General features: G+C 67.2%; 17 protein-coding genes. 14 read left to right on the forward strand and 3 right to left on the reverse strand.

Annotation, left to right across the window (positions count from 1 at the left end; translation table 11 throughout):
* The first annotated feature begins 2 nt into the window (after positions 1-2).
* The 11 genes from FHS02_RS25005 (at position 3) to FHS02_RS25050 (ending at position 14,048) form a co-directional block, all read left to right on the forward strand.
* On the forward strand, positions 3-2,834 hold the full coding sequence (locus FHS02_RS25005) for an ATP-binding protein (protein WP_137316731.1): 2,832 nt from the start codon (positions 3-5) through the stop codon (positions 2,832-2,834).
* A gap of 110 nt (positions 2,835-2,944) precedes the next feature.
* On the forward strand, positions 2,945-3,880 hold the full coding sequence (gene argF, locus FHS02_RS25010; protein ID WP_137316730.1) for an ornithine carbamoyltransferase: 936 nt from the start codon (positions 2,945-2,947) through the stop codon (positions 3,878-3,880).
* Positions 3,881-3,902: 22 nt separating this feature from the next.
* Positions 3,903-4,001, forward strand: coding sequence for a VOC family protein (locus FHS02_RS32135; protein WP_371861441.1), 99 nt, complete (start codon positions 3,903-3,905; stop codon positions 3,999-4,001).
* Positions 4,002-4,048: 47 nt separating this feature from the next.
* Complete coding sequence (locus tag FHS02_RS25015; protein ID WP_137316729.1) at positions 4,049-5,281, forward strand: argininosuccinate synthase; 1,233 nt, start codon at positions 4,049-4,051, stop codon at positions 5,279-5,281.
* Between the two features lie 136 nt (positions 5,282-5,417).
* Complete coding sequence (locus FHS02_RS25020) at positions 5,418-7,232, forward strand: HAMP domain-containing methyl-accepting chemotaxis protein (protein ID WP_137316728.1); 1,815 nt, start codon at positions 5,418-5,420, stop codon at positions 7,230-7,232.
* A 13-nt stretch (positions 7,233-7,245) separates the two neighbouring features.
* A complete protein-coding gene (locus FHS02_RS25025) occupies positions 7,246-7,698 on the forward strand; it encodes a chemotaxis protein CheW (protein ID WP_137316727.1) in 453 nt (150 codons plus the stop codon).
* Positions 7,695-9,047 (forward strand): CheR family methyltransferase, encoded by a 1,353-nt coding sequence (locus tag FHS02_RS25030; RefSeq protein WP_137316726.1) that lies wholly within the window; start codon positions 7,695-7,697, stop codon positions 9,045-9,047. The genes FHS02_RS25025 and FHS02_RS25030 overlap by 4 nt, the downstream gene beginning before the upstream one ends.
* Positions 9,048-9,055: 8 nt before the next feature.
* A complete protein-coding gene (locus FHS02_RS25035; protein WP_137316725.1) occupies positions 9,056-9,631 on the forward strand; it encodes a chemotaxis protein CheW in 576 nt (191 codons plus the stop codon).
* Entirely contained in the window at positions 9,628-11,958 is a 2,331-nt protein-coding gene (locus FHS02_RS25040) for a hybrid sensor histidine kinase/response regulator (protein ID WP_137316724.1), read from the forward strand. The genes FHS02_RS25035 and FHS02_RS25040 overlap by 4 nt, the downstream gene beginning before the upstream one ends.
* Positions 11,955-12,974: a chemotaxis-specific protein-glutamate methyltransferase CheB gene (gene cheB / locus FHS02_RS25045; protein WP_137316723.1), complete on the forward strand. Its 1,020-nt coding sequence runs from the start codon at positions 11,955-11,957 to the stop codon at positions 12,972-12,974. Before FHS02_RS25040 ends, cheB begins: the two co-directional genes overlap by 4 nt.
* A gap of 60 nt (positions 12,975-13,034) precedes the next feature.
* Positions 13,035-14,048, forward strand: coding sequence for a diguanylate cyclase domain-containing protein (locus tag FHS02_RS25050; protein ID WP_137316722.1), 1,014 nt, complete (start codon positions 13,035-13,037; stop codon positions 14,046-14,048).
* Between the two features lie 19 nt (positions 14,049-14,067).
* On the opposite strand, the gene murB is transcribed toward FHS02_RS25050, so the two are convergent.
* Entirely contained in the window at positions 14,068-15,120 is a 1,053-nt protein-coding gene (gene murB, locus FHS02_RS25055) for a UDP-N-acetylmuramate dehydrogenase (RefSeq protein WP_137316721.1), read from the reverse strand.
* A gap of 144 nt (positions 15,121-15,264) precedes the next feature.
* On the opposite strand from murB, the gene FHS02_RS25060 reads away from it, so the two are divergent.
* From FHS02_RS25060 to FHS02_RS25070, 3 genes are all read left to right on the forward strand, one after another.
* Complete coding sequence (locus FHS02_RS25060; protein WP_137316720.1) at positions 15,265-15,750, forward strand: YajQ family cyclic di-GMP-binding protein; 486 nt, start codon at positions 15,265-15,267, stop codon at positions 15,748-15,750.
* 33 nt (positions 15,751-15,783) lie between these two features.
* Positions 15,784-17,058 carry a nitronate monooxygenase gene (locus FHS02_RS25065; protein WP_137316719.1) on the forward strand — a complete coding sequence of 425 codons (1,275 nt, stop codon included), beginning with the start codon at positions 15,784-15,786 and terminating at the stop codon, positions 17,056-17,058.
* Positions 17,059-17,249: 191 nt separating this feature from the next.
* On the forward strand, positions 17,250-18,647 hold the full coding sequence (locus FHS02_RS25070; RefSeq protein ID WP_137316718.1) for a hypothetical protein: 1,398 nt from the start codon (positions 17,250-17,252) through the stop codon (positions 18,645-18,647).
* Positions 18,648-18,686: 39 nt separating this feature from the next.
* On the opposite strand, the gene FHS02_RS25075 is transcribed toward FHS02_RS25070, so the two are convergent.
* Together FHS02_RS25075 and FHS02_RS25080 are read right to left on the reverse strand one after the other, a co-directional pair.
* Entirely contained in the window at positions 18,687-20,138 is a 1,452-nt protein-coding gene (locus tag FHS02_RS25075; protein ID WP_137316717.1) for a DUF3482 domain-containing protein, read from the reverse strand.
* A complete protein-coding gene (locus tag FHS02_RS25080) occupies positions 20,135-21,580 on the reverse strand; it encodes a DUF2868 domain-containing protein (RefSeq protein WP_137316716.1) in 1,446 nt (481 codons plus the stop codon). The genes FHS02_RS25075 and FHS02_RS25080 overlap by 4 nt, the downstream gene beginning before the upstream one ends.
* Between the last annotated feature and the right edge of the window lie 18 nt (positions 21,581-21,598).

The raw sequence follows: 21,598 nt of genomic DNA on the forward strand, positions 1-21,598 counted from the left end.
CCATGGACCTGTTCGCCAGCGACGACGCGATAGCGCAGTGGGAGCTGGCCTTGCCCGGGCTGACCGGGTCGGCGCGCCTGCCGGTACTGGTGCCGCTGGCCTGGCATCTGCGCCAGCGCGACACCGGCCGCGCCGGCGCGCTGGCCGACGAAGCGGAAGCGCTGCTGCCGGAAGCCGATACCGCCGCGCGCGGCACGTTCGCCGCCAGGCTGCAGTTGCTGCGCGCCGAAATACGCTGGCTGGCAGGAGAACTCGATCGGGCGCGGTCGATGGCCGAGGCGGCCCGCGATGCATCCTGCGCCGCCGGCGACATGGCCGGCTGTGCCGACGCGCACTGGCTGTGCGCCTGGATCGCCGTCGACCGCGGCGATCACGCCTGCCGCGACCGCGAACTGGAGCGCTGCGCCGCCGCGGCGCAGGGCGCCGCCCATGTACCCGGCAATGCCGACCGGGTGGCGATCGCGGAAGCGGCCAGCGCCCGCTGGGCCGTGCTGCGCGACCTGGACTCGGCACGCGCGCGCTGGGGCGAGCACTTCGCGCCGGACGTGGCGCGGCCGCCGGCGCTGGAATGCTGGATCCACGACTTCCTCGGCATGGCCGCCAGCCAGTCCAGCGATTTCGCCGGCGCCGCGCACCATTACATGCGCACCTACGAAGCGGCGCTGGCGACGGGCCAGGTGCGCACGGCCATCATCGCCGCCACCAACATCGGCGAAAAATTTTCCAACCTGAACGACCACCACGCGGCACTCGAATGGATGCAGCGCGCGCTCGACACGGCGCGGCCGAAGGGATGGCCGCGCAGCACGGCGGCGGCGCTGCTGCACACCGGCGACACGCTGCGCCGGCTGGGCCGGCTCGATGCCGCCGGCGAACTGCTGCGTGAGGCACTGGACCTGCTGCAGCCCTATGCGAACAGCCGCCTGTATGCGATCGCGCTGCAATACACGGGCGACCTGTGCCTGGCACAACGCGACTACCAGGGCGCCCTGGCGGCGTTCGAACAATTGTCGCTGCGCGCCGATGCGCTGGAGCAGGCCGATTTCCGGATGGTCGCACGGCGTGGCTGTGCCCATGCCCTGTGCTTCCTCGACCGGCCCGCCGAAGCGCTGTCGCTGGCGCAGGAAGCGGTCGGCCTTGCCGCCGGCCACCACAACCTCTACAACCAGGTAGCCGGGCTGCGCGTGCTGGCGCTGATCCACGGCAGGCATGCCCTGCCCGGCCCCGGCGACATGCGCGAATCCAGCCCCGCACTGCATTACCTGCGGCAGGCGCTGCAGGTGGCCGCCACGATCGACGGCTACATCGTCCCGGGCGACCTGCACGATGCGCTGGCCGAGGAATACGCCCGCGTGGGCGATTACTGCGAGGCGTACATGACGGCACGCGCCGCCAGCGCCGCGCGCGAGAAGACCCACAGCCAGGAGGCGACGCGCCGCGCCATCGCGATGCAGCTGCACCGGCAAACCGAGAAGGCGCGTGCCGAGGAACGGCATCACCGCGCGCTGGCCGTGTCCGAGGCGGAGCGCGCCGAGTTGCAGCAGCAGACCAGCGCCATCCTGCACCGCCTGTCCGCGATCGGCCGTGAAATCACCATGCACCTGGATGCCGGCGGCATCTACGACGTGCTCAACCGCTACGTGCACACGCTGTTGCCCGCCTACGCATTCACGATCGTGCTGCGCACTGCCGATGACGGCGCGCTGGCGCTTGCGTTCGGCAGCGAGGCGGGTACCGCGCTGGCACCGTTCACCATCGCGCCGGACGACGGCACCGCGTGGCACCTGCGCTGCGTCAGCGAACGGCGCGAGATCGCGGTGGACGACCTGGCGCAGCACACCCCGGCCATGGATGCATGCGCGCAATGCGCCAGCGCACTGTTCGCCCCGCTGCTGCTCGGCGAGCGCGTGCTGGGCGCCATGAGCGTGCAGGCGCGGCAGCGCGCCGCGTACGGCGAACGGGAGCGGCTGATCTTCCGTACGCTGTGCGCCTACGGCGCCATCGCGCTCGACAACGCCCAGGCCTACCGCCACTTGCAGGAAGCGCAGTCGCAATTGGCGGCGCAGGAAAAGCTGGCCGCGCTGGGCGCGCTGATGGCCGGCGTGGCGCATGAACTGAACACACCGATCGGCAACAGCCTGCTGATCGCCAGCACGCTGGAGCAGCGCACGCTCGAACTGGAAAACGCATTGAACGGGCCGGGGCTGCGCCGTTCCGAACTGGCCGCCTACATCGACGACGCCCGCAAGGCATCGGAGCTGGTGATGCGCGGCCTGCACAGCGCCGCCGACCTCGTCGCCAGCTTCAAGCAGGTGGCGGTGGACCGCACCACCGAACAGCGCCGCCGCTTCCAGCTGCACCAGGTCACCCACGAGATCGTGGCCACGATGATGAACCGGATCCGCGCTTCCAGCCACCGGATCGGCTTCGAGGTGCCGGAAGGGATCGAGCTGGACAGCTACCCCGGCCCGTTCGGCCAGGTCATCACCAATTTCATCAATAACGCGCTGCTGCACGCGTTCGACGGCCGCACCGGCGGCACCATGCGGCTGACGGCCAGCGCCGGGCCGGACGGCAAGGTCGCCATCGTGTTCGAGGACGACGGCGCCGGCATCGCGCCGCAGCACCTGTCGCGCATTTTCGATCCGTTCTTCACCACCAGGCTGGGCCGGGGCGGCAGCGGCCTCGGGCTGTCGATCAGCTACAACATCGTGACCGGCCTGCTGGGCGGGCAGATCGCCGTGGCCAGCAGCGGCGCCGGCACCGTGTTTACGGTGGAGCTGCCGCTGCTGGCGCCGGACACCGATCCGGCGCGCCAGCCGCCGATCTATTAGTCACCAGCAAAACCCCTTATAATGATTTGCCAACTTGCCGCGAAGGCCCGGCCATCCGGCGAGCCGATTCAAGTGTGCAGCACCATCGCGCCGCCCTATCCGTTGTGAATATGTCTACAAAACCGATCAAGCATTATCTCCAGTTTTCCGACTTCACCCTCGCAGAATACGAATACGTGATCGAACGCGCGCACATCATCAAGCGCAAGTTCAAGAACTATGAGATTTACCACCCGCTGATCGACCGTACGCTGGTGATGGTATTCGAGAAGAATTCGACACGCACGCGCCTGTCGTTCGAGGCCGGCATGCACCAGCTGGGCGGCGCCGCGATCTACCTGAACACGCGCGATTCGCAGCTGGGCCGCGGCGAACCGGTGGAAGATGCGGGCCAGGTCATGTCCCGCATGTGCGACATCATCATGGTGCGCACGTTCGGCCAGGAGATCATCGAGCGATTCGCCGCCAATTCGCGCGTGCCGGTGATTAACGGCCTGACCAACGAACACCACCCGTGCCAGGTGTTTGCCGATATCTTTACCTTCTACGAGCACCGCGGCCCGATCGCGGGCAAGACGGTGGCCTGGGTGGGCGACGCCAACAACATGCTGTATTCGTGGCTGCAGGCGGCCGAGGTGTTCGGCTTCCACGTGAACGTGTCCACGCCGAAGGGCTATGACATGGACATGTCGCTGGTCTCCACCAACCGCTTCACGCTGTTCGACAATCCGTCGGACGCGTGCGCCGGCGCCCACCTGGTCAATACCGACGTATGGACCAGCATGGGCTACGAAGAAGAAAACGCCGCCCGCCTGAAAGCCTTCGACGGCTGGATCGTCGACGGTGCCAAGATGGCGCGCGCGGCCCCGGATGCGCTGTTCATGCACTGCCTGCCCGCGCACCGCGGCGAGGAAGTCGCGGCGGAAGTCATCGACGGACCGCAATCGGTGGTATGGGACGAAGCGGAAAACCGCCTGCACATCCAGAAGGCGCTGATCGAATACCTGCTGCTGGGCCGCCTCGACGCCGCCAGCCAGCCGGATTGAACGATCCAGCGGAGCCAGGGCCATGATCGACCACATTGGAATCATCGTCACCGATTTTGCCAACAGCCGCGCGTTCTACGAGAACGCGCTGGCACGAAGCGGTATGCCGCGGCCACGCTGAACCAGATTAGCCAGATTTAACCAGATTGATCAGATTGGAAATTTGAAATGAGCGACATTAAAAAAGTAGTCCTTGCCTACTCCGGCGGCCTGGACACCTCCGTCATCCTGAAGTGGCTGCAGGATAACTACCACTGCGAAATCGTCACCTTCACGGCCGACCTGGGCCAGGGCGAGGAGCTGGAACCGGCGCGCGCCAAGGCACTCAAGTTCGGCATCAAGCCGGAAAACATCTACATCGACGACGTGCGCGAAGAATTCGTGCGCGACTTCGTGTTCCCGATGTTCCGCGCCAACACCGTGTACGAAGGCGAGTATCTGCTGGGCACGTCGATCGCGCGCCCGCTGATCGCCAAGCGCCTGATCGAGATCGCCAATGAGACCAACGCCGACGCGATCTCGCACGGCGCCACCGGCAAGGGCAACGACCAGGTGCGTTTCGAGCTGGGCGCCTATGCGCTCAAGCCGGGCGTGAAAGTAATCGCGCCGTGGCGCGAATGGGACCTGCTGTCGCGCGAGAAGCTGCTGAAATACGCGGAAGATGCCGGCATCGCTGTCGACATGAAGCACAAGAATGGTGGTGCGCCCTACTCGATGGACGCTAACCTGCTGCACATCTCGTTCGAAGGCCGCCACCTGGAAAACCCGAGCGCCGAGGCCGAGGAATCGATGTGGCGCTGGACCGTGTCGCCCGAAGCGGCACCGGACCAGGCAGAGTACCTCGACATCGAATACGAAAAAGGCGACATCGTGGCCCTGAACGGCAAGCGCATGAGCGCCGCCGAAGTGCTGACCGAGCTGAACCGCGTGGGCGGCAAGCACGGCATCGGCCGCCTCGACCTGGTCGAGAACCGCTACGTCGGTATGAAGTCGCGCGGCTGCTATGAAACGCCGGGCGGCACGATCATGCTGAAGGCGCACCGTGCGATCGAATCGATCACGCTGGACCGCGAAGTGGCGCACCTGAAGGACGACCTGATGCCGCGCTACGCGTCGCTGATCTATAACGGCTACTGGTGGGCACCGGAGCGCGTGGCGCTGCAGACGCTGATCGACCACACGCAGCAGACCGTGAACGGCTGGGTTCGCGTCAAGCTGTACAAGGGCAACGTCATCGTTGTCGCCCGCGATTCGAAGACCGATTCGCTGTTCGACCAGACCATTGCCACGTTCGACGAAGACGGCGGCGCATACAACCAGGCCGATGCCGGCGGCTTCATCAAGCTCAATGCGCTGCGCATGCGCATCGCGGCCAACGCCCGCATCAAGCGCGGTCAATAAGCCAGGCTGGTAAAATATTCCGCTAGGGAAACGAGGGCTGCCCGGTGGCAGCCCTTTTCACATCCGTCGTGCTCGCCCCGTACGCGGAAAGTGATACATTGCCCACGACACGAACGCTTCGGAGGCGACAAGAACGATGATCCAGAACATGAGCATCAAGAACAAGCTGTACGCCGGATTCGGCGCCATTCTCGCGATCATCCTGATCTTGCTAACGATTGCCTACAACAACTTCGCAGAGCTGCGCAAAGCCAATGAATGGGACCGGCACACCATGCAGGTGGTCAACGCCATCGACAAGGTCAGCCTGGCCGTGCTGGAAGTCCAGGTCGAGGCGCGCGGCTATTACCTGACGGGTACACCGGCCCGGCTGGCCAAGGTGCGCGAAGGGATTACGCATTTGCCCGCGACCATCACCACGCTGCAGAAACTGGTGGTGGACAATCCGGCGCAGGCGAGCCGCGCGGCCCGGCTGGAAAGCCTGACGCTCAGCTGGGTGCGCGATGTGATCGAGCCCCAGACAGCGCAGCGCCAGCAGCTGGGCAATACACTGGGCGCGGCCGACACGATCGGCCGCCTGCCCCAGTTCCAGCAGGCCAGTCCGGCCGTTGCAGGCGTGCACGCCCTGCTGGACGAAGCGCGCAAGGAAGAGAATGCGTTGCTGGCGCAGCGCTCCGAGGCGGCCGCCGAGTTGCGCCGCGAAATGAACCTGGTACTGGTGGCGGGCGGCGCGGTGTCGGTCCTGCTGGGCATGGTCATCGTCTGGGCGCTGACACGGGCCATCATGGGCCCGTTGACCAACCTGACCAATGTGGTGGGCCGCATCGCCGGCGGCGACCAGGGCGCCCGCGTCGAGATCGTCACGCGCGACGAACTGGGCCAGGTGGGCCAGGAACTCAACCGCATGGCGCAATCGATCCAGGACAGCCAGCAGCGCGAACGCGCCACCACCGACGAACTGCGTGCCAAGGTCGATTCGCTGCTGGCCGTGGTATCGCGCGCGGCTTCCGGCGACCTGACCGGCAAGGTCGACGTCACGGGCAGCGACACCATTGGCCAGCTCGGCCATGGCCTGGCGCGCATGTTCGACAACCTGCGCCTGCTGCTCAACAACGTGCAGAAGGCCGGCATCCAGGTCACTACGTCGGCCACCGAAATCGCCGCTTCAGCCAAGCAGCAGGAAGCCACCGGCGTCGAGCAGGCGCAGACCAGCGTCGAGGTGCTGTCGACCACGAAGGAAATTTCGTCGAACACGTCGCAGCTGCTGAAGACGATGGAAGATGCCACCGCCGTGGCCGACTACACGACGACGGCCACCGCCGAGGCCCAGGAAAACCTGCGCCGCATGGATGCGACGATGCAGAACATGGTCTCGGCCACCGATTCGATCAATGCCAAGCTGGCTGCGCTGTCCGAGAAGGCATCGAACATCAACAGCGTGCTGACGACGATCACGAAGGTGGCGGACCAGACCAACATCCTGTCGCTGAACGCCGCGATCGAGGCCGAGAAGGCCGGCGAGGCAGGCCGCGGCTTCGCGGTGGTGGCCACCGAAATCCGCCGGCTGGCGGACCAGACCTCGGTATCCACCTGGGACATCGAGCAGATGCTCAAGGAGATGCAGTCCGCCGTGTCGGCCAGCGTGATGGGCATGGACAAGTTCTCCGAAGAGATCCGCCGCAACGTGGGCGAGGTGCGCGCCGTCACCGACCACCTGTCCGGCATGATGGACCAGGTGCGCAAGCTGGCCCCGCAGTTCGATGCCGTGCTGCAGGGCATGCAGGCGCAGGCCGTGGGCGCGCAGCAGATCTCCGAGACGATGATGCAGCTGAACGATGCCACGCAGCAGACCGTCGAGTCGCTGAAGGCCACCAGCGAAGCGGTGCACCAGTTGCAGTACGCGGCCAGCGACCTGCAGACCTCGGTGGCCACCTTCGCGGTCAACGTCTGATCCGGCCGGCCATATGAAGGTGCTGGTCTTCCACATCGGCGCTGACCGCTACGGGCTGCCGCTGACGGCAATCCGGCGCGTGCTGCCGCTGATGGCCCTGAAGGCCTTGCCCGGCGCACCGGCAGCGGTGGCCGGGCTGATGAACCTGCACGGCGCCGGCATTCCCGTCATCGATATCAGCATGCTGGCCAGCAATGCCGGCGCCGCACGCCGGATGGACACGCGCATCGTGCTGGTCGATTACACCGGGCCCGACGGCATGGCGCACGCGCTTGGCCTGGTGGCCGAACGCGTGCAGGGCGTGCAGGATGTCGACGACGCCGCGCTGGCTCCGGCCGGCGTGCTGGCCGCGCCCTTCCTCGATCGCGTGGCCGGCGACGGCAAAGGCATCGTGCAACTGGTGGAGCCGGATCGCATGCTGCCCGATGCATTGCGCGCCCTGCTGTTCCAGGGCGATCCGCGATGAACACGCTGCAACGGCTGCGCACCGCCACGGGAATGAACCTGAGCGTCGAGACCGTCGAGCGGGCGATACTCGGCCGGATGGCGGCCACCGGCGTTGCCGACCGCCAGCAGTACGACGCGTCGATCGACGAGACCGAACTGGCGGCGCTGGTGGAACTGGTGGTGGTGCCGGAATCGTGGCTGTTCCGCGATCCGCAGGCATTCGCCGTGGCCGCGGCCTATGCGCAGCGGCGCCTGGCGACCGGCGAACGGCAGTTGCTGCGCATGCTGTCGATCCCGTGTGCCGGCGGCGAAGAGCCGTACACGCTGGCGATGGCGCTCGCCGATGCCGGCGTGCCGCCGACCGCGTTCGCGATCGATGCCGTCGACCTGTCCACCGCGTGCATTGCCCGCGCCCAGGAAGGCCTGTACGGCCGCAATGCGTTCCGCGGCAAGGACCTGGCCTTTCGCGAGCGGCATTTCAGCCACGTGCAGGGCGACCTGTACCGGATCGAAGCCGGTTTGCGGCGGCGCATACGCTTCCGCCAGGGCAACCTGCTGACGACCGACCTGGCGCCGGCGCGCAGCTACGATGTGATTTTCTGCCGCAACCTGCTGATCTATTTCGATGCGCCGACCACCGCCGCGGCGATCGCGCGGCTGGCCGCGCTGCTGGCCGACGACGGCGTACTGCTGGCCGGCTACGCCGAGGTCCCCTCGTTCGTGCAGAACGGCTTTACGCCGCTGCCCTATCGCCAGGCCTTCGCGCTGCGAAAGGATGGCGCGCCGGAGGACGGTCCCTACGCCGGCTTGCCTTTGCCGGTGAACGAGAGTGCCGCCGAGCGGCGCGCGCGCCCGCAGCCGGCGAACCAGCCGCGCGACCGGCGGGCCATGCCGCGCCCACCCGCCGCGGTGACCGCGGCGCCGGTCCATGTCATTGCCCGGCGCGCATCTCTTCCACCGCAGCCGCCGCCACCACCTCCACCACCTCCAGGGCAACCACCAGCGCGACCGCCAGCGGTAGCGGCGTCGGCACAGGCCGGCACGCTGTCCGAAGCAAGCCGGCTTGCCGACCAGGGCCAGCCCCGCGAAGCGGAAGCGCTGTGCCGCGCGCTGGCGGCGCGCGAGCCGGACAATGCCGGCGCGTGGTTCCTGCTCGGCCTGCTCACCGAGGATGCCGCGCCGGCCGAGGCGCAAGCACACCTGCGGCGCTGCATCTACCTGGCACCGGACCACTACGACGCGCTGTGCCACCTGGCGCTGCTGGCGGAACGCCAGGGCGATGCGGCGGCACGCGATAACCTGCAGGAGCGCGCCGCGCGCGTGTGGCGGCGCAAGGCCGGCCAGGCAGGAGAGAAGGCAGAACCATGAACAGGACCATGAATACAGTCGCACCACAGGAACAGCGCCGGCGCAGCACGGACGGCGCCATCGACGACGCCTACCTGCACGCGTGGGCCGAACATTTCCGCGCCCCGCTCGCCGGCAGCGAGATCGCCGACGCCTCGGCCGTGGCATTCCGCATCGGCGCCGAATGGCTGGCGCTGCCGACCTCCATGCTGCTGCGCGTCGCGCCCCATGTGCTCCCGCACCGGGTACCGCACCGCGGCGCGCGCGGCCTGCGCGGCATCGTCAACGTTGGCGGGCAGCTGTACCCATGCATCGCACTGGCCGACCTGCTCGGCATCGACGCCGAGGGCGGCAGCGCGCGTACCGGCCGCCATACGTTCGCGCGGCTGCTGCTGGTGCAGTGGGAGACCCGCGCCTTCGCGCTGCCGGTGGCCGACCTGCACGGCATCGTGCGCTATGCCGAAAGCCGCGTGCAGCCGCCGGCGGCAACCATCAACAAAGGCGTGCAGCGCTACCTGTCCGGCGTGGTGGCCGAAGGCGACATGCGCGTCGGGCTGCTGGACGCGGCATTGCTGGGACCACAGCTGGCGAGGGCATTGCGATGAGCGAACCGCGCGCACCCGACGGCGACCTGTCGCAGTTTTCGATGCTGGAACTGTTCCGCATGGAGGCGGAGAGCCAGACGCAGTCACTGACGGACTGCCTGCTGTCGGTGGAACGCCATGCCGATCCGGCAGCCCTGGAGGCGATGATGCGGGCGGCCCATTCGATCAAGGGCGCCGCCGCCATCGTCGGGCTGGATGTGATCGTGCAGCTGTCGCACGGCATGGAGGATGCGTTCATCGCGGCCCAGCATGGCTTGCTGAAACTGAGCCCGAACCGCGTCGACGTGCTGCTGGCCGGCGTGGACCTGATCGTGCAATGCTCGCACCTGCAGGAAAGCGGCCTGCAAGAGTGGCTGGCCACGCAGGGCGACACGATCCGGCGCACGATGGATGCGATCCGCGGAATCGCCTTTCTGCCCGAGCCGGTGGCGGCGTCGCCCGCCCCGGCGCCCCTCCCGCCTGCAACGTTCACGCCTCCTGCAACGTTCACGCCTCCTGCAACCTTTGCGCCTCCTGCACCTGTTGCACCAGTTGCGCATGCCGCCGCGGTGCCGGAACCGGCGCCCGAACCGGCCGCTCCGGCCGACACACCGGCGCCGCGCGGGAAGCCGGTCGTGCAATCGGACCGGCTGCTGTCGCTGGCCGGCGAGGCGCGTATCGCCGCGCACCAGATGCAGCCGCTGATCCAGGCGATGCAGCGCCACAAGCGCCACCAGGCCGCGCTGTTCACCGCCCTGGACGAACTGCAGGAAGCGATCGGCCGCAGCGGCGACCCTGCGCTGCGCGAAAAGGTGGCGCAGGTCGTGCACCGCGGCCAGCCGCTGAAGCAGTTCATCCTGGCGCACCTGGTCGACATGGAGCAGTATGAACGCCGGCTGCTGAACGTGACCCAGGGCCTGGTCGACGAAGTGCTGGTACTGCGCATGCGGCCGTTCCGGGACGGGGTCCATCATTTCCCGCGCATGGTGCGCGACCTTTCCCGCAGCCTTGGCAAGGATGTCAGGCTGGAGATCCGCGGCGAGGACACGCTGGTCGACCGCGACATCCTGGCCCGCATCGAAAGCCCGCTGAACCACATGCTGCGCAATGCCGTGGACCACGGCATCGAAGCGCCAGACGCGCGCGCGCGGGCCGGCAAGGCGCCGCACGGCACCATCGTGCTCGAGGCGCGGCACCGGGCCGGCATGCTGAACATCGAAATCCGCGACGACGGCGGCGGTGTCGATCCGGAGCGCATCCGCGCCGCCGTGGTGGCGCGCCGCATGGCCGCGCAGGCGATGGCCGACACCATGTCGCATGCGGAGCTGATGCAGTTCCTGTTCCTGCCGGCGTTCAGCCTGAAGAACGAGGTGACGGAGATTTCCGGCCGCGGCGTGGGCCTCGATATCGTGCACGACACGATCCGCGATCAGAACGGCACCGTGCGGCTGGAATCGGTGCCGGGACATGGCTTCCATACCCACATCACCCTGCCGCTGACGCAGTCGATCGTGCGCTCGCTGGTGGTGGACATCGGCGGCGAGGCTTACGCGCTGCCGATCGTCAAGGTGGAGCGGGTGCTCCAGCTGCCGCGCGTGGCCGTCCACACGCTGGAAAGCAAGCAGTTCTTCGAATTCGAAGGCGAGAACGTGGGGCTGGTCTCGGCCGCGCAGGTGCTCGAACTGGGCGAGATGATGCCCCAGGAACTGCTTCCCGTCATCGTGGTGGGGACCGGCGCCCACCGCTACGGGCTGGTGGTCGACGCCATTCGCGGCGAGCATAGCCTGGCGGTGCACAGTATCGATCCCGTGTTCGGCAAGCTGCGCGACATCTCCGCCGCGGCCCTGTTGAACAATGGCGAACCGGTGCTGATCCTGGACGTTTCCGACCTGCTGATGTCGATCGATAAATTGCTGGCCGAAGGCGGCCTGCACCAACTGGCGCGCGGCGGCAACGCGGCAAGGCGTAGAATGAAACGCATTCTCGTCGTCGACGATTCGCTGACCGTTCGCGAAATGGAACGCAAGCTGTTGTCCGGCCGGGGCTTCGAAGTCGACATCGCGGTCGACGGCATGGATGGCTGGAACGCGGCACGCTCCGGCGACTATGACCTTGTCATCACGGACGTCGACATGCCGCGCATGGACGGCATCGAACTCGTCAACCTGATCAAGAAGGACCCGCATTTGCATACGCTGCCCGTGATGATCGTGTCATACAAGGACCGGCCCGAAGACCGCGCGCGCGGCCTCGCCGCCGGTGCCGACTACTACCTCACGAAAGGCAGTTTCCACGACGAGACCCTGCTGGACGCGGTAGCCGACCTGATCGGGGATGCGTTCCGATGAAAATCGGTATCGCCAACGATGTCGCGATGGCGGCGGAAGCGCTGCGCCGCGTGATTGCCGGCACCAAGCTGCACCAGGTGCTGTGGATCGCACGTACCGGCCTGGAGGCCGTGCGCATGTGCGCCGAAAACCGGCCGGACCTGGTGCTGATGGACCTGAACATGCCCGAACTCGATGGCGTGGAGGCGACGCGCCGCATCATGGCCGAATCGCCATGCGCGATCCTGGTCGTCACTGGCCGGCCGCAGGACAGCGTCAACCAGGTGTTCCGTGCGCTCGGCGCGGGCGCGCTGGACGTCACCGCGACACCGATCCTGATTCCAGGCCACGACCAGGGCGCGGCCCAGTTGCTGGCCAAGCTGCGCACGATGGAAAAGCTGATCCGGCACAGCGGCGGCCTGCAACCGCGTTCCGCCACGCCGGCCATCGAGCGGGCTGTGCCTGGACTACGCTCGCTGGTGGCGATCGGCGCCTCGACCGGCGGCCCGGTGGCGGTGGCGCGCATCCTGGCCGGCTGGCAGGCACCGCCCGAATGTGCGATCGTGGTCGTGCAGCACATCGACGAAAACTTCGCCGATCACTTCGCCAAATGGCTGGGCGACCAGCTGACAATGCCGGTCCGCCCCATCGAACACGGCGATCCATTGATGGGCGGCACGGTAATGATTGCTAAAAGTAACGACCATTTGATACTGGATGAAAATCACCAACTGGGTTACGATGCTGTGCCGAAAGATTATGCCTACCGGCCGTCGGTCGACGTCTTCTTCCGCTGCGTGGCGCGGCACTGGCGCGACGATGCGGTTGGCATCCTGCTGACCGGCATGGGCCGCGATGGCGGCGAAGGCTTGCTGGCCATGCGCCGGGCCGGCAAGACCACGGTCGCCCAGGACCAGGCCAGCAGTGCCGTGTACGGCATGCCACGCGCGGCCGCCGAACTCGATGCGGCGCAGCTGATCCTGCCGCTGGATAAAATAGGCCCGTTTTTACGTAATACCACTGGAGGCAAGTCCTAGGGAAGCAAACCCTGAACGCCGCCAGCGTTCAACCGTTGTATCAACCCTTAGGAACGCCCGATGTCCCAGGCCTTCACCGCTGGCGCGGAACCGGAATTTTCTCTCACCACCTTCAAGGTGCGCGTGCTGCTGGTCGACGACCAGTTGCTGGTCGTCGAAGCGGTGCGCCGCATGCTGTCCGACCAGCCCGACATCGAATTTCATTTCGTCACCAATCCGGCCGCCGCCATCGATTGCGCAGAGCGCCTGCAACCGACCGTGATCCTGCAGGACCTGGTCATGCCGGGCTGGGATGGTTTCGACCTGATCCGCCGTTACCGCGCCAGCGCGCAGCTCGAGCACGTGCCCGTGATCGTGCTGTCGGCGCGCGACGAAGCGGCCTCGAAGGCGCATGGCTTCGCCGTCGGTGCCAACGACTACCTGGTCAAGCTGCCCGACCGCCTGGAACTGCTGGCGCGCGTGCGCTATCACTCGGGCGCCTATATCAGCCGCCTGCAGCGCGACGAAGCGTTCCGTTTCCTGCGCGAGAGCCAGAAACACCTGGCCGAGGCCAACATCGAATTGCAGAAGCTGGCGGCGCTGGACAGTCTGACCGGCATCGCCAACCGCCGACGTTTCGATGAAACGCTGCATCACGAATGGCAGCGCGCCCAGCGCGAGCGCCGGCCGCTGTCGCTGCTGCTGTGCGATATCGATTGCTTCAAGCTGTATAACGACACGTTCGGCCACCTGGCCGGCGACCTGTGCCTGAAGAAGGCGGCGGCCGTGCTGACGGCTTGCCTGAAGCGCCCGGCCGACCTGGCGGCCCGCTACGGCGGCGAGGAATTCGCGCTGGTGCTGCCCGACACGGATGAAGCCGGCGCGCGCAGCGTGGCCGAATATTGCCTGCGCGCGCTGGCCGAACTGGGCATCGACAACCCCCAGGCGCCGCACCGCATCGTGACGATGTCGATCGGCATGGCCACCCTGATACCCGCCAGCGGCACGGCGCCAGCCGACCTGGTGGAGTACGCCGACCGCGCGCTGTATTCGGCCAAGGGCGACGGCCGCAACCGCGCCAGCGGCGCATTCTGACCGTTCCTCCTGGACGAATCTAGACGAACACAGGCTCCGGTTCGAGCCGCACCCCGTAGCGGTCCAGTACGTCGGCCTGGATGGCCTGCGCCAGGCGCTGCACGTCGGCCCCGCTGGCGCCGCCATTGTTGACGAGGACCAGCGCCTGCTTAGGATACACGCCGGCCGGGCCCAGGTTTCTTCCTTTCCAGCCGCACTGGTCGATCAGCCAGCCCGCGGCCAGCTTCACGCTACCGTCGTCCTGCCGGTGATGCACCAGCGCGGGGTGGCGCTCCAGCAAGGCGGCACACTGCTGCGCACTGACCACGGGATTCTTGAAGAAGCTGCCGGCGTTGCCGATCACGGCGGGATCCGGCAACTTGCGGCGCCGGATCGCGATGACGGCATCGGCCACCTGGCGGGGCGTCGGTTCGGCCACGCCCTCCCCGGTCCGCGCACTGGCCAGCGCATTGTCCAGCTCCGTGGCCAGTTCGGCATAGCGCAGGTTCGGCCGCCACTCGCGCGGCAGCGCGAACGTGACATCGACGATAATCAGGCCGCGGCCGGCCGCGTGCTTGAACAGGCTGTCGCGGTAGGCGAAGCGGCAAGCGGCGCCGTCCAGGTTTGCCAGCGTTCCGGTAGCGGGATCGAATGCCGTTAGGCTGTGGAAGACATCCCTGGTTTCCATGCCATAGGCGCCGATATTCTGGATCGGCGCGGCACCCACGGTGCCGGGAATCAGCGCCAGGTTTTCCAGGCCGCCGAGACCTTGCGCCAGCGTCCACTCCACGAAACCGTGCCAGTTCTCGCCCGCCTGTGCGCGCACCAGCACGTGTTCGCCACTGGCGCCGACAATCTCGCGCCCGCTGCTGGCCATGTGCAGCACCAGGCCGTCGAAGTCGCCCGTCAGCAGCAGGTTGCTGCCACCGCCCAGCACCAGGCGCGGCAATGCCGCCAGCCGCGGCTCGCCGAGCAGCGCCGCCAGCTGGTGCGCCGCCGTGATGCGAACGTAGTGCCGGGCGCGGGCGTCGATGCCGAAAGTGTTCAGGTCGCGCAGGGAAAAATCGTGCTGGAGGGTCGGTTCGGAAGGCATGGACGGCTGACTCGGTTTCTTGAATTTTGCTCGATTATAGAGGGGCGCGCGAAAAACGACCGACCGTTCGCAGCGCGCGTCCGTTAAAATGTCGCATCTTCGCGCGGCGTAGCCGCGAGCAACAAAAATTCGAAAGGAAACATCATGCCATCGTTTGACGTCGTCTCCGAAGCGGACATGATCGAGGTGCGCAACGCCGTCGACCAGTCCAACAAGGAAATCACCACCCGCTTCGACTTCAAGGGCAGCGACGCACGCGTTGAACAGAAAGAAAACGACCTGACCGCGTTCGCCGATTCCGATTTCCAGCTGAACCAGGTGAAGGATGTGCTGACCAACAAGCTGGCCAAGCGCAAGGTCGACGTGCGCTTCCTCGACGAAGGCAAGGTCGAGAAGATTGGCGGCGACAAGGTCAAGCAGGTCATCAAGGTCAAGAACGGCCTCGATTCCGACACGGCCAAGAAGATCACCAAGATCATCAAGGAAAGCAAGATGAAGGTACAGGCCAGCATCCAGGGCGAATCGGTGCGGGTCACCGGCGCGAAGCGCGACGACCTGCAGGCCGCGATGGCGCTGCTGCGCAAGGAAGTGGCCGATACGCCGCTCGAGTTCAACAACTTCCGCGATTGACCCGGCACCTGCCGGCAGTCCCAGAGGATAGCAATGAAACGTGTTGATGATTTCCGCCTGCGGTTCGGCGACAAAGAGTATGTACCCATCATGATCGGCGGCATGGGCGTGGACATTTCCACGGCCGCGCTGGCGCTGGAGGCTGCCCGGCTGGGCGGCATCGGTCATATTTCCGATGCGATGGTCGAAGACGTTTCCGACCGCCGCTTCGACACCAGCTTCGTCAAGGAAAAGACCAAGCTGTACAAGTTCAACATCAACAATATGGACAAGGCGGTGGTGCAGTTCGACCTGAACCGCCTGGCCGAAGCGCAGCGCCTGCACATCGGCAGGACCATGGAAGCAAAGAAGGGTCCCGGCCTGATCTTTGTGAACTGCATGGAAAAGCTGACGATGAACGGTCCGCGCGAAACGCTGCGCGTGCGCCTGAATGCGGCGCTGGATGCGGGCATCGACGGCATCACGCTGTCCGCCGGCCTGCACTTCAACTCGTTCGGCCTGATGGCGGACCACCCGCGCTTCCGCGACGCCAAGCTGGGCATCATCGTGTCGTCCGTGCGGGCGCTGCAGATCTTCCTGCGCAAGAACGCCAAGCTGGACCGCCTGCCCGATTTCGTCATCGTCGAAGGTCCGCTGGCCGGCGGCCACCTGGGCTTCGGCCTGGAAGACTGGCAGGACTACAACCTGCACACGATCACCGCCGAAGTCCTCGCCTACCTGAAAGGCGAAGCGCTGGATATCCCGGTGATCGCCGCCGGCGGCATCTTCACCGGCAGCGATGCCGTGTCGTTCCTGGAAATGGGCGCGGCCGGCGTGCAGGTGGCCACGCGCTTCACGATCACGAAGGAATGCGGCCTGCCGGACAAGGTGAAGCAGGAATACGCCAAGGCTTCCGAGGAAGACGTGATCGTCAACGGCGTCTCGCCGACCGGCTACCCGATGCGCATGCTGCGCAATACGCCGGCGATCGGCACCAACACGCGCCCCGGCTGCGAATCCTACGGCTACCTGCTGGACGCCAACGGCAACTGTTCGTACATCAACTCGTACAATCGCGAAGTGATGGCGAACGGCGGCAGCGACAAGGGCGTGAAGGTGATGGACAAGACCTGCCTGTGCACGCACATGCGCAACTTCAATTGCTGGACCTGCGGCCACTACACGTACCGGCTGAAGGACACCACGCACAAGCTGGCCAACGGCGACTACCAGCTGCTGACCGCGGAACACGTGTTCCGCGATTACCAGTTCAGTACCGACAACCGCATCGCGCTGCCGGAACGCGAGGAAGCGCAGGCAGCGGCGTAAGCTTCACCCGCCGCACGCTGCACGCTGCACGCTACAATTTGCAATCTATACCACGGCGCGACCCGCAAGGGCCGCGCCGTTTCAATTTTTACCTCCCGTAACAAGCTGGCGGACAAATCGCGACAGTTCGCGGAAAGTTTCGCGACACCCGCTCTCTAGAATGGGCTGTTCCATCACTCCAGGAACACACCATGCTTCGTTCACTCCCGCGCCGGCGCGCCATGTTGTCCACGCTTTCCGTGGCCCTGCTCGCGGCATGCGGCGGCGGCTCCTCCGATCCGGGACCGCGCCAGGGCGGCGAGCCGGCGCCACCGCCGCCTTCCCCCGCGCCGGTGCAGTACGCGCTCGCCGGCGAAGCCATCGTCAAGGTGCGCGCGGAGCGCGGCACGTGGGTGGCGCTGGCCGAAAGCCAGACAGTTGAAGCGCCGACCCGGCCGCAGCGTCGCCTGCTGTTCGCGCAAGCCGCCGGCACGCCATCCACCTACACGCCGCCACCAGGCTGGTCGCTGCTCGATTTCGCCCAGCACCCTTCGCTGGACGTATCGGCGATCCTCGGCACCGACCGCGAACTGCGTCTTCTGCGTTTCGACAGCCGCGGCACCCTGCTGCGCGAACAGCCATTCGTTGACGCCGCGGTCCCTCACGACCCGTTCATGGACGACCCGGTCCACGTGCGCGATGCGGAGTCGATGCTGCCTTACGGGACACGCGACGCGGCACGCCTCGCCGCGCTGGGCGAAGACGCCGTGCTCGCACTGCGCACCGGCAAGGATGCCGTGGTGGCCTATCGCTTCGGCCATGGCCCGGCCGGCTTCGCGCAGCGCTGGCGCACGCTGGTCGAGCCCGGCGTCGAGCTTGGCCTGAGCGCCATCATCAACGGCGGCTTCGATCCGTTCCAGTCGCTTTCCAATCCGGCCCACGTCCGGCTCGACGTCAGCCCGGCCGGGCGCATCGCCGTCGCGGTGCAGAGCGACAGGACCAACCTGATCGAAGGCCATGCCCGCCATTTCTACGAAGCGCTGCCGGCCGGCATGGCGTATGGCCTGTTCGTGACCGAGCTCGATGCCGCGGGCACGCGTATCGGTACGCGCGTGGTGCCGATGACGGTGCGTCCCGAAGTGCACGGCGTGCGGTGGATCGGCGGGACGATCGCGGTGACGGGACGGCAGCGCACGTCCACCCCGCCCGACAGCGCCGGCTGGGATGCCTACGTGGCGCTGCTCAAGCCCGGCCGGGAACCGCACGTACAACGGATCGACGTGGACCGCTGCGACATCGTCTTCGACCTGCTGCCCCTGGCGGATGGGCGCATGCTGGCAGCCGGCACCACCGGGTACACGCAGAATCCGGGCGGCGCCAGCATCTCGGAAACGTCGCAACCGCTGCTGGCCGTGCTCGATGCCGACGGCGTCGTGCGGCAGCGCCTGCCCTTCGTGGCGGGCGCACGCCAGAACCAGGTGCGCTCGCTGGCGGCGTGGAACGGTGGGTGGCTGGCCGCCGGGCTCGTCAACGGCCCAGGCACCCATTCGGGCGACCACGATCCGGCGCTGATTTTCGCCGATGGCTACGTGCGCGAAGGGAAGCTGTAGCGTGCCTGCCGCGCCTGCCCGGGCCTCCCTGCCGGCCGCTCAGCCCGGGATGGGTGCACCCGGGTAGAGCCGCGCAAGCACCTGCCGGGTGATCGCGGCCAGCAGTGCCGTGGTGGCGGCGATGTCCGGCTCCTCCTGCTCGCGCAGCGTGCGCCACAAGCCGTTGACGTCCGTCTCGCGCAGGGCAGCGGCCTGCTCCACCTCGTCCTGCCAGAAGGCCGGCGCTTCGCTTTCGACGAAGTTGCCGCGCCCGCGCCCGAAGTGCGCCACGGCCAGGTAGCGCAGGATGTCGGTGACCAGCAGCGTGCGCAGGAATTCGTCGGACAGCGTGATCGACGGCGTGTGGCGGTCGGTACCGGCATTGAAGCCCCACGCCGCGCCGGCGAACGTGAGCGCGCCGATCACGCCGCCCAGCAGCGCGCCCGTGCCCAGCGTGAGCCCGCCGGCGGCCAGGTCGGCGGAAAGGCCGGTCGCGGCGCCGGACACGATCGCGCCCAGCAGCGCGGCCTGCCCCTTCTCGACCGGTGCCTTGACGGTGAAGTTGTTGCTGACGCGGGCATTGATCGTGGTGGCCGCGCTGGCATCGAGCCGGTGCAGCGACAGCAGGCTGACGGTGGCCTGGCCGATGCCGAGGTTGAGGCGCGCGGCCAGCGTGTTCATCGCCCGCTCCTGCCGCTTGCGGTCGTCGCCCTTGCCAATGCCGACCAGCTTCAGCGCGGCGCCCAGCATGCCCTTGTCGACCGTCTCGACCACCTGGCGATCGCGTGCCGCATCGTGCAGCTGCTGCGCGATCACGGCCATCGACTGGTGGAAACGCTGCGCGTTCTGCGCTTCCCATGCGGCCAGCAGGCGGCCGTGCGCCGGCCGTTTGTCTTCCGGCACGAGCCGGCCCAAGGCTTCATAGAACACATGCTCGTGCACCCAGCAGCGGGCAAAGGCGTCGAGTGGCAGCACGTCGCGCACGGCGCCGTAGTGCCGCAGGTGCTCGCGCCAGCGGGCTTGCTCGGCCTGTTCCTCGGGTGCCGGCCGCGGCGGGCCCATCTGGTTGAGCAGCACCAGTACCGGCTTCTCGAGCCATTCGAGGATGCGCATTTCGGACGGCAGGTAGCCCGCATCCTCGGGCCGCTCGGCGGAATTGACCAGGTACAGCACGATGTCGGCATCGTCGCGCGCGGCGCGCAGCGCCTGCTGGCTGAGCCAGAACGGGCGGTCGCGGTAACGGTCGATCACTTCGCGCAGGAACCAGCCGATGGGATTGCCCGACATGGCCAGGCGTTTCATCAGCCGCACCGAATCGCCGAAGCCGGGCGTATCCCACAGCACCAGGCGGTCGCCCTCCTGGGTCGCCTGCAAGGTATGCGATTCGGCGAGTGCCGTCACGTGTGCCGCGTCGCGCACCTCGCCCACGTCCATGCCCAGCAGCGTGCGGGCCAGCGTGGTCTTGCCGTTGTTCGTGTGGGAGATCAGGGCCAACTGGATCGTTGTGCTCATGCCCCCTCCCCCTTGACCTGCGCCGGCGATGCCAGCAGGTTCACCACGGTGGGATCGGCGCCGTGGAACACGCAGAATTCGCGCCACAGTTCGATCCGGTCGCGTACGCGCTGCGGATCGGGCGTGCGCGTGCTGAATGCCGATTCGTCGAGCAATACCGGGATGCGCACGCCGAGCGACCGGGCCGCCTGGGTGATGAAGGCGCCGTGGTTTTCCTTCTCGGGCGTGGCGGCAAGGCTGAACAGCAGCGCCGTCGACGTCACACCGGGATCGCGGGGATCGACCGTGCCCAGCGCGGCCGCGGGATCGGCACTGTACGCAACCGCTGCGAGGAGACGCACGCGGGCGCGCTCGCCCAGCAGTTGCGCGGCCACCGCCTCCAGGCCGCGGGCACGCGCCTCATCGACCGTGAAGCTGTAGGGCAGCACGCGCAGCGTGCCTGCTTCGCCGCCGGCCGCGGTGTGCAACTGGCGGAAGTATGACTGGTCGAGATCGAGGGGGAAGCGCCGCTTCAGCACCGATGCCTTCACCGCCGCGAATGCGGTGAACACGAGGCGCGGCAGGACGACCAGCAGCAGCAGCGTGCCCGCATACAGGTGCACCCAGCGTGCGCCGCTGCTGGCCGCCGCCGGCGCACCGGCAGCATAGTGGAGCGCCTGCACGTCGGCCAGCGTGAAGCCCTGCAGCCCGAACACGGCGATCGCCGGCCAGAACAGGATCGCCAGCAATTCGTGGACCTGCTGGGCGCCGAGGAACGTGCTTTCCCAGCCGGCGCCATATTGCGACAGCATGCCGCGGGCGTACAGCGATGCCAGCGCGCCCACCGCGAACAGCGCGGCGGACAGATGGACCGTGCGCGACAGCCGCGCCCCGTTCAGCCGCGCGCTCAGCTGCGCCCAGTCGGCCATGAACGCGTACAGGCTGGACGACAGCGCATGCGGCATCTTGCGAGGCATGGCGCCCTTGCCCACGGCCAGGTGGCGGATCCAGGCTGCCCGCATGCGCGTGACGCCTGCTTTCGGTATGCACAGCCAGACCAGCATGGCCACGTAGACCAGCAGGTTCCAGGCGATGATCGCCAGCAGCGGCGCGGACAGCAGGTCGACACGGTGTGGATCGGTGATCCGGTCCAGGCCGGCGCCCAGCAAGAGGGCCAGCAGCGGCAGCAGCCAGGCGGTCGCGTGCAGGCCCGGCGCGCGCTTTGCGAACGCGGCAAAAGCGGGGTGCCGCTGCGACAATTTCTTGATGACCTGTTCGGAACGCTGCTGCAGGAAATGCTCGGAAGTCGCCTCGGCCCGGGTTTCCGATGCCTGCCACTGGGCCAGTTCGCGGGCAGTGCGGTTGGCGTAGCGGCGGTCGTCGTCGCTGAGGATTTCACGCTTCTGGTCGGTGGTCTCGATCGCGCGCACGAGAACCACACTGCGGGCCAGCTCTTCGTTCATGGACAATCCTTATTGTTG

The organism is Pseudoduganella umbonata (assembly GCF_014192225.1).
Classification (GTDB): Bacteria; Pseudomonadota; Gammaproteobacteria; order Burkholderiales; family Burkholderiaceae_D; genus Rugamonas; species Rugamonas umbonata.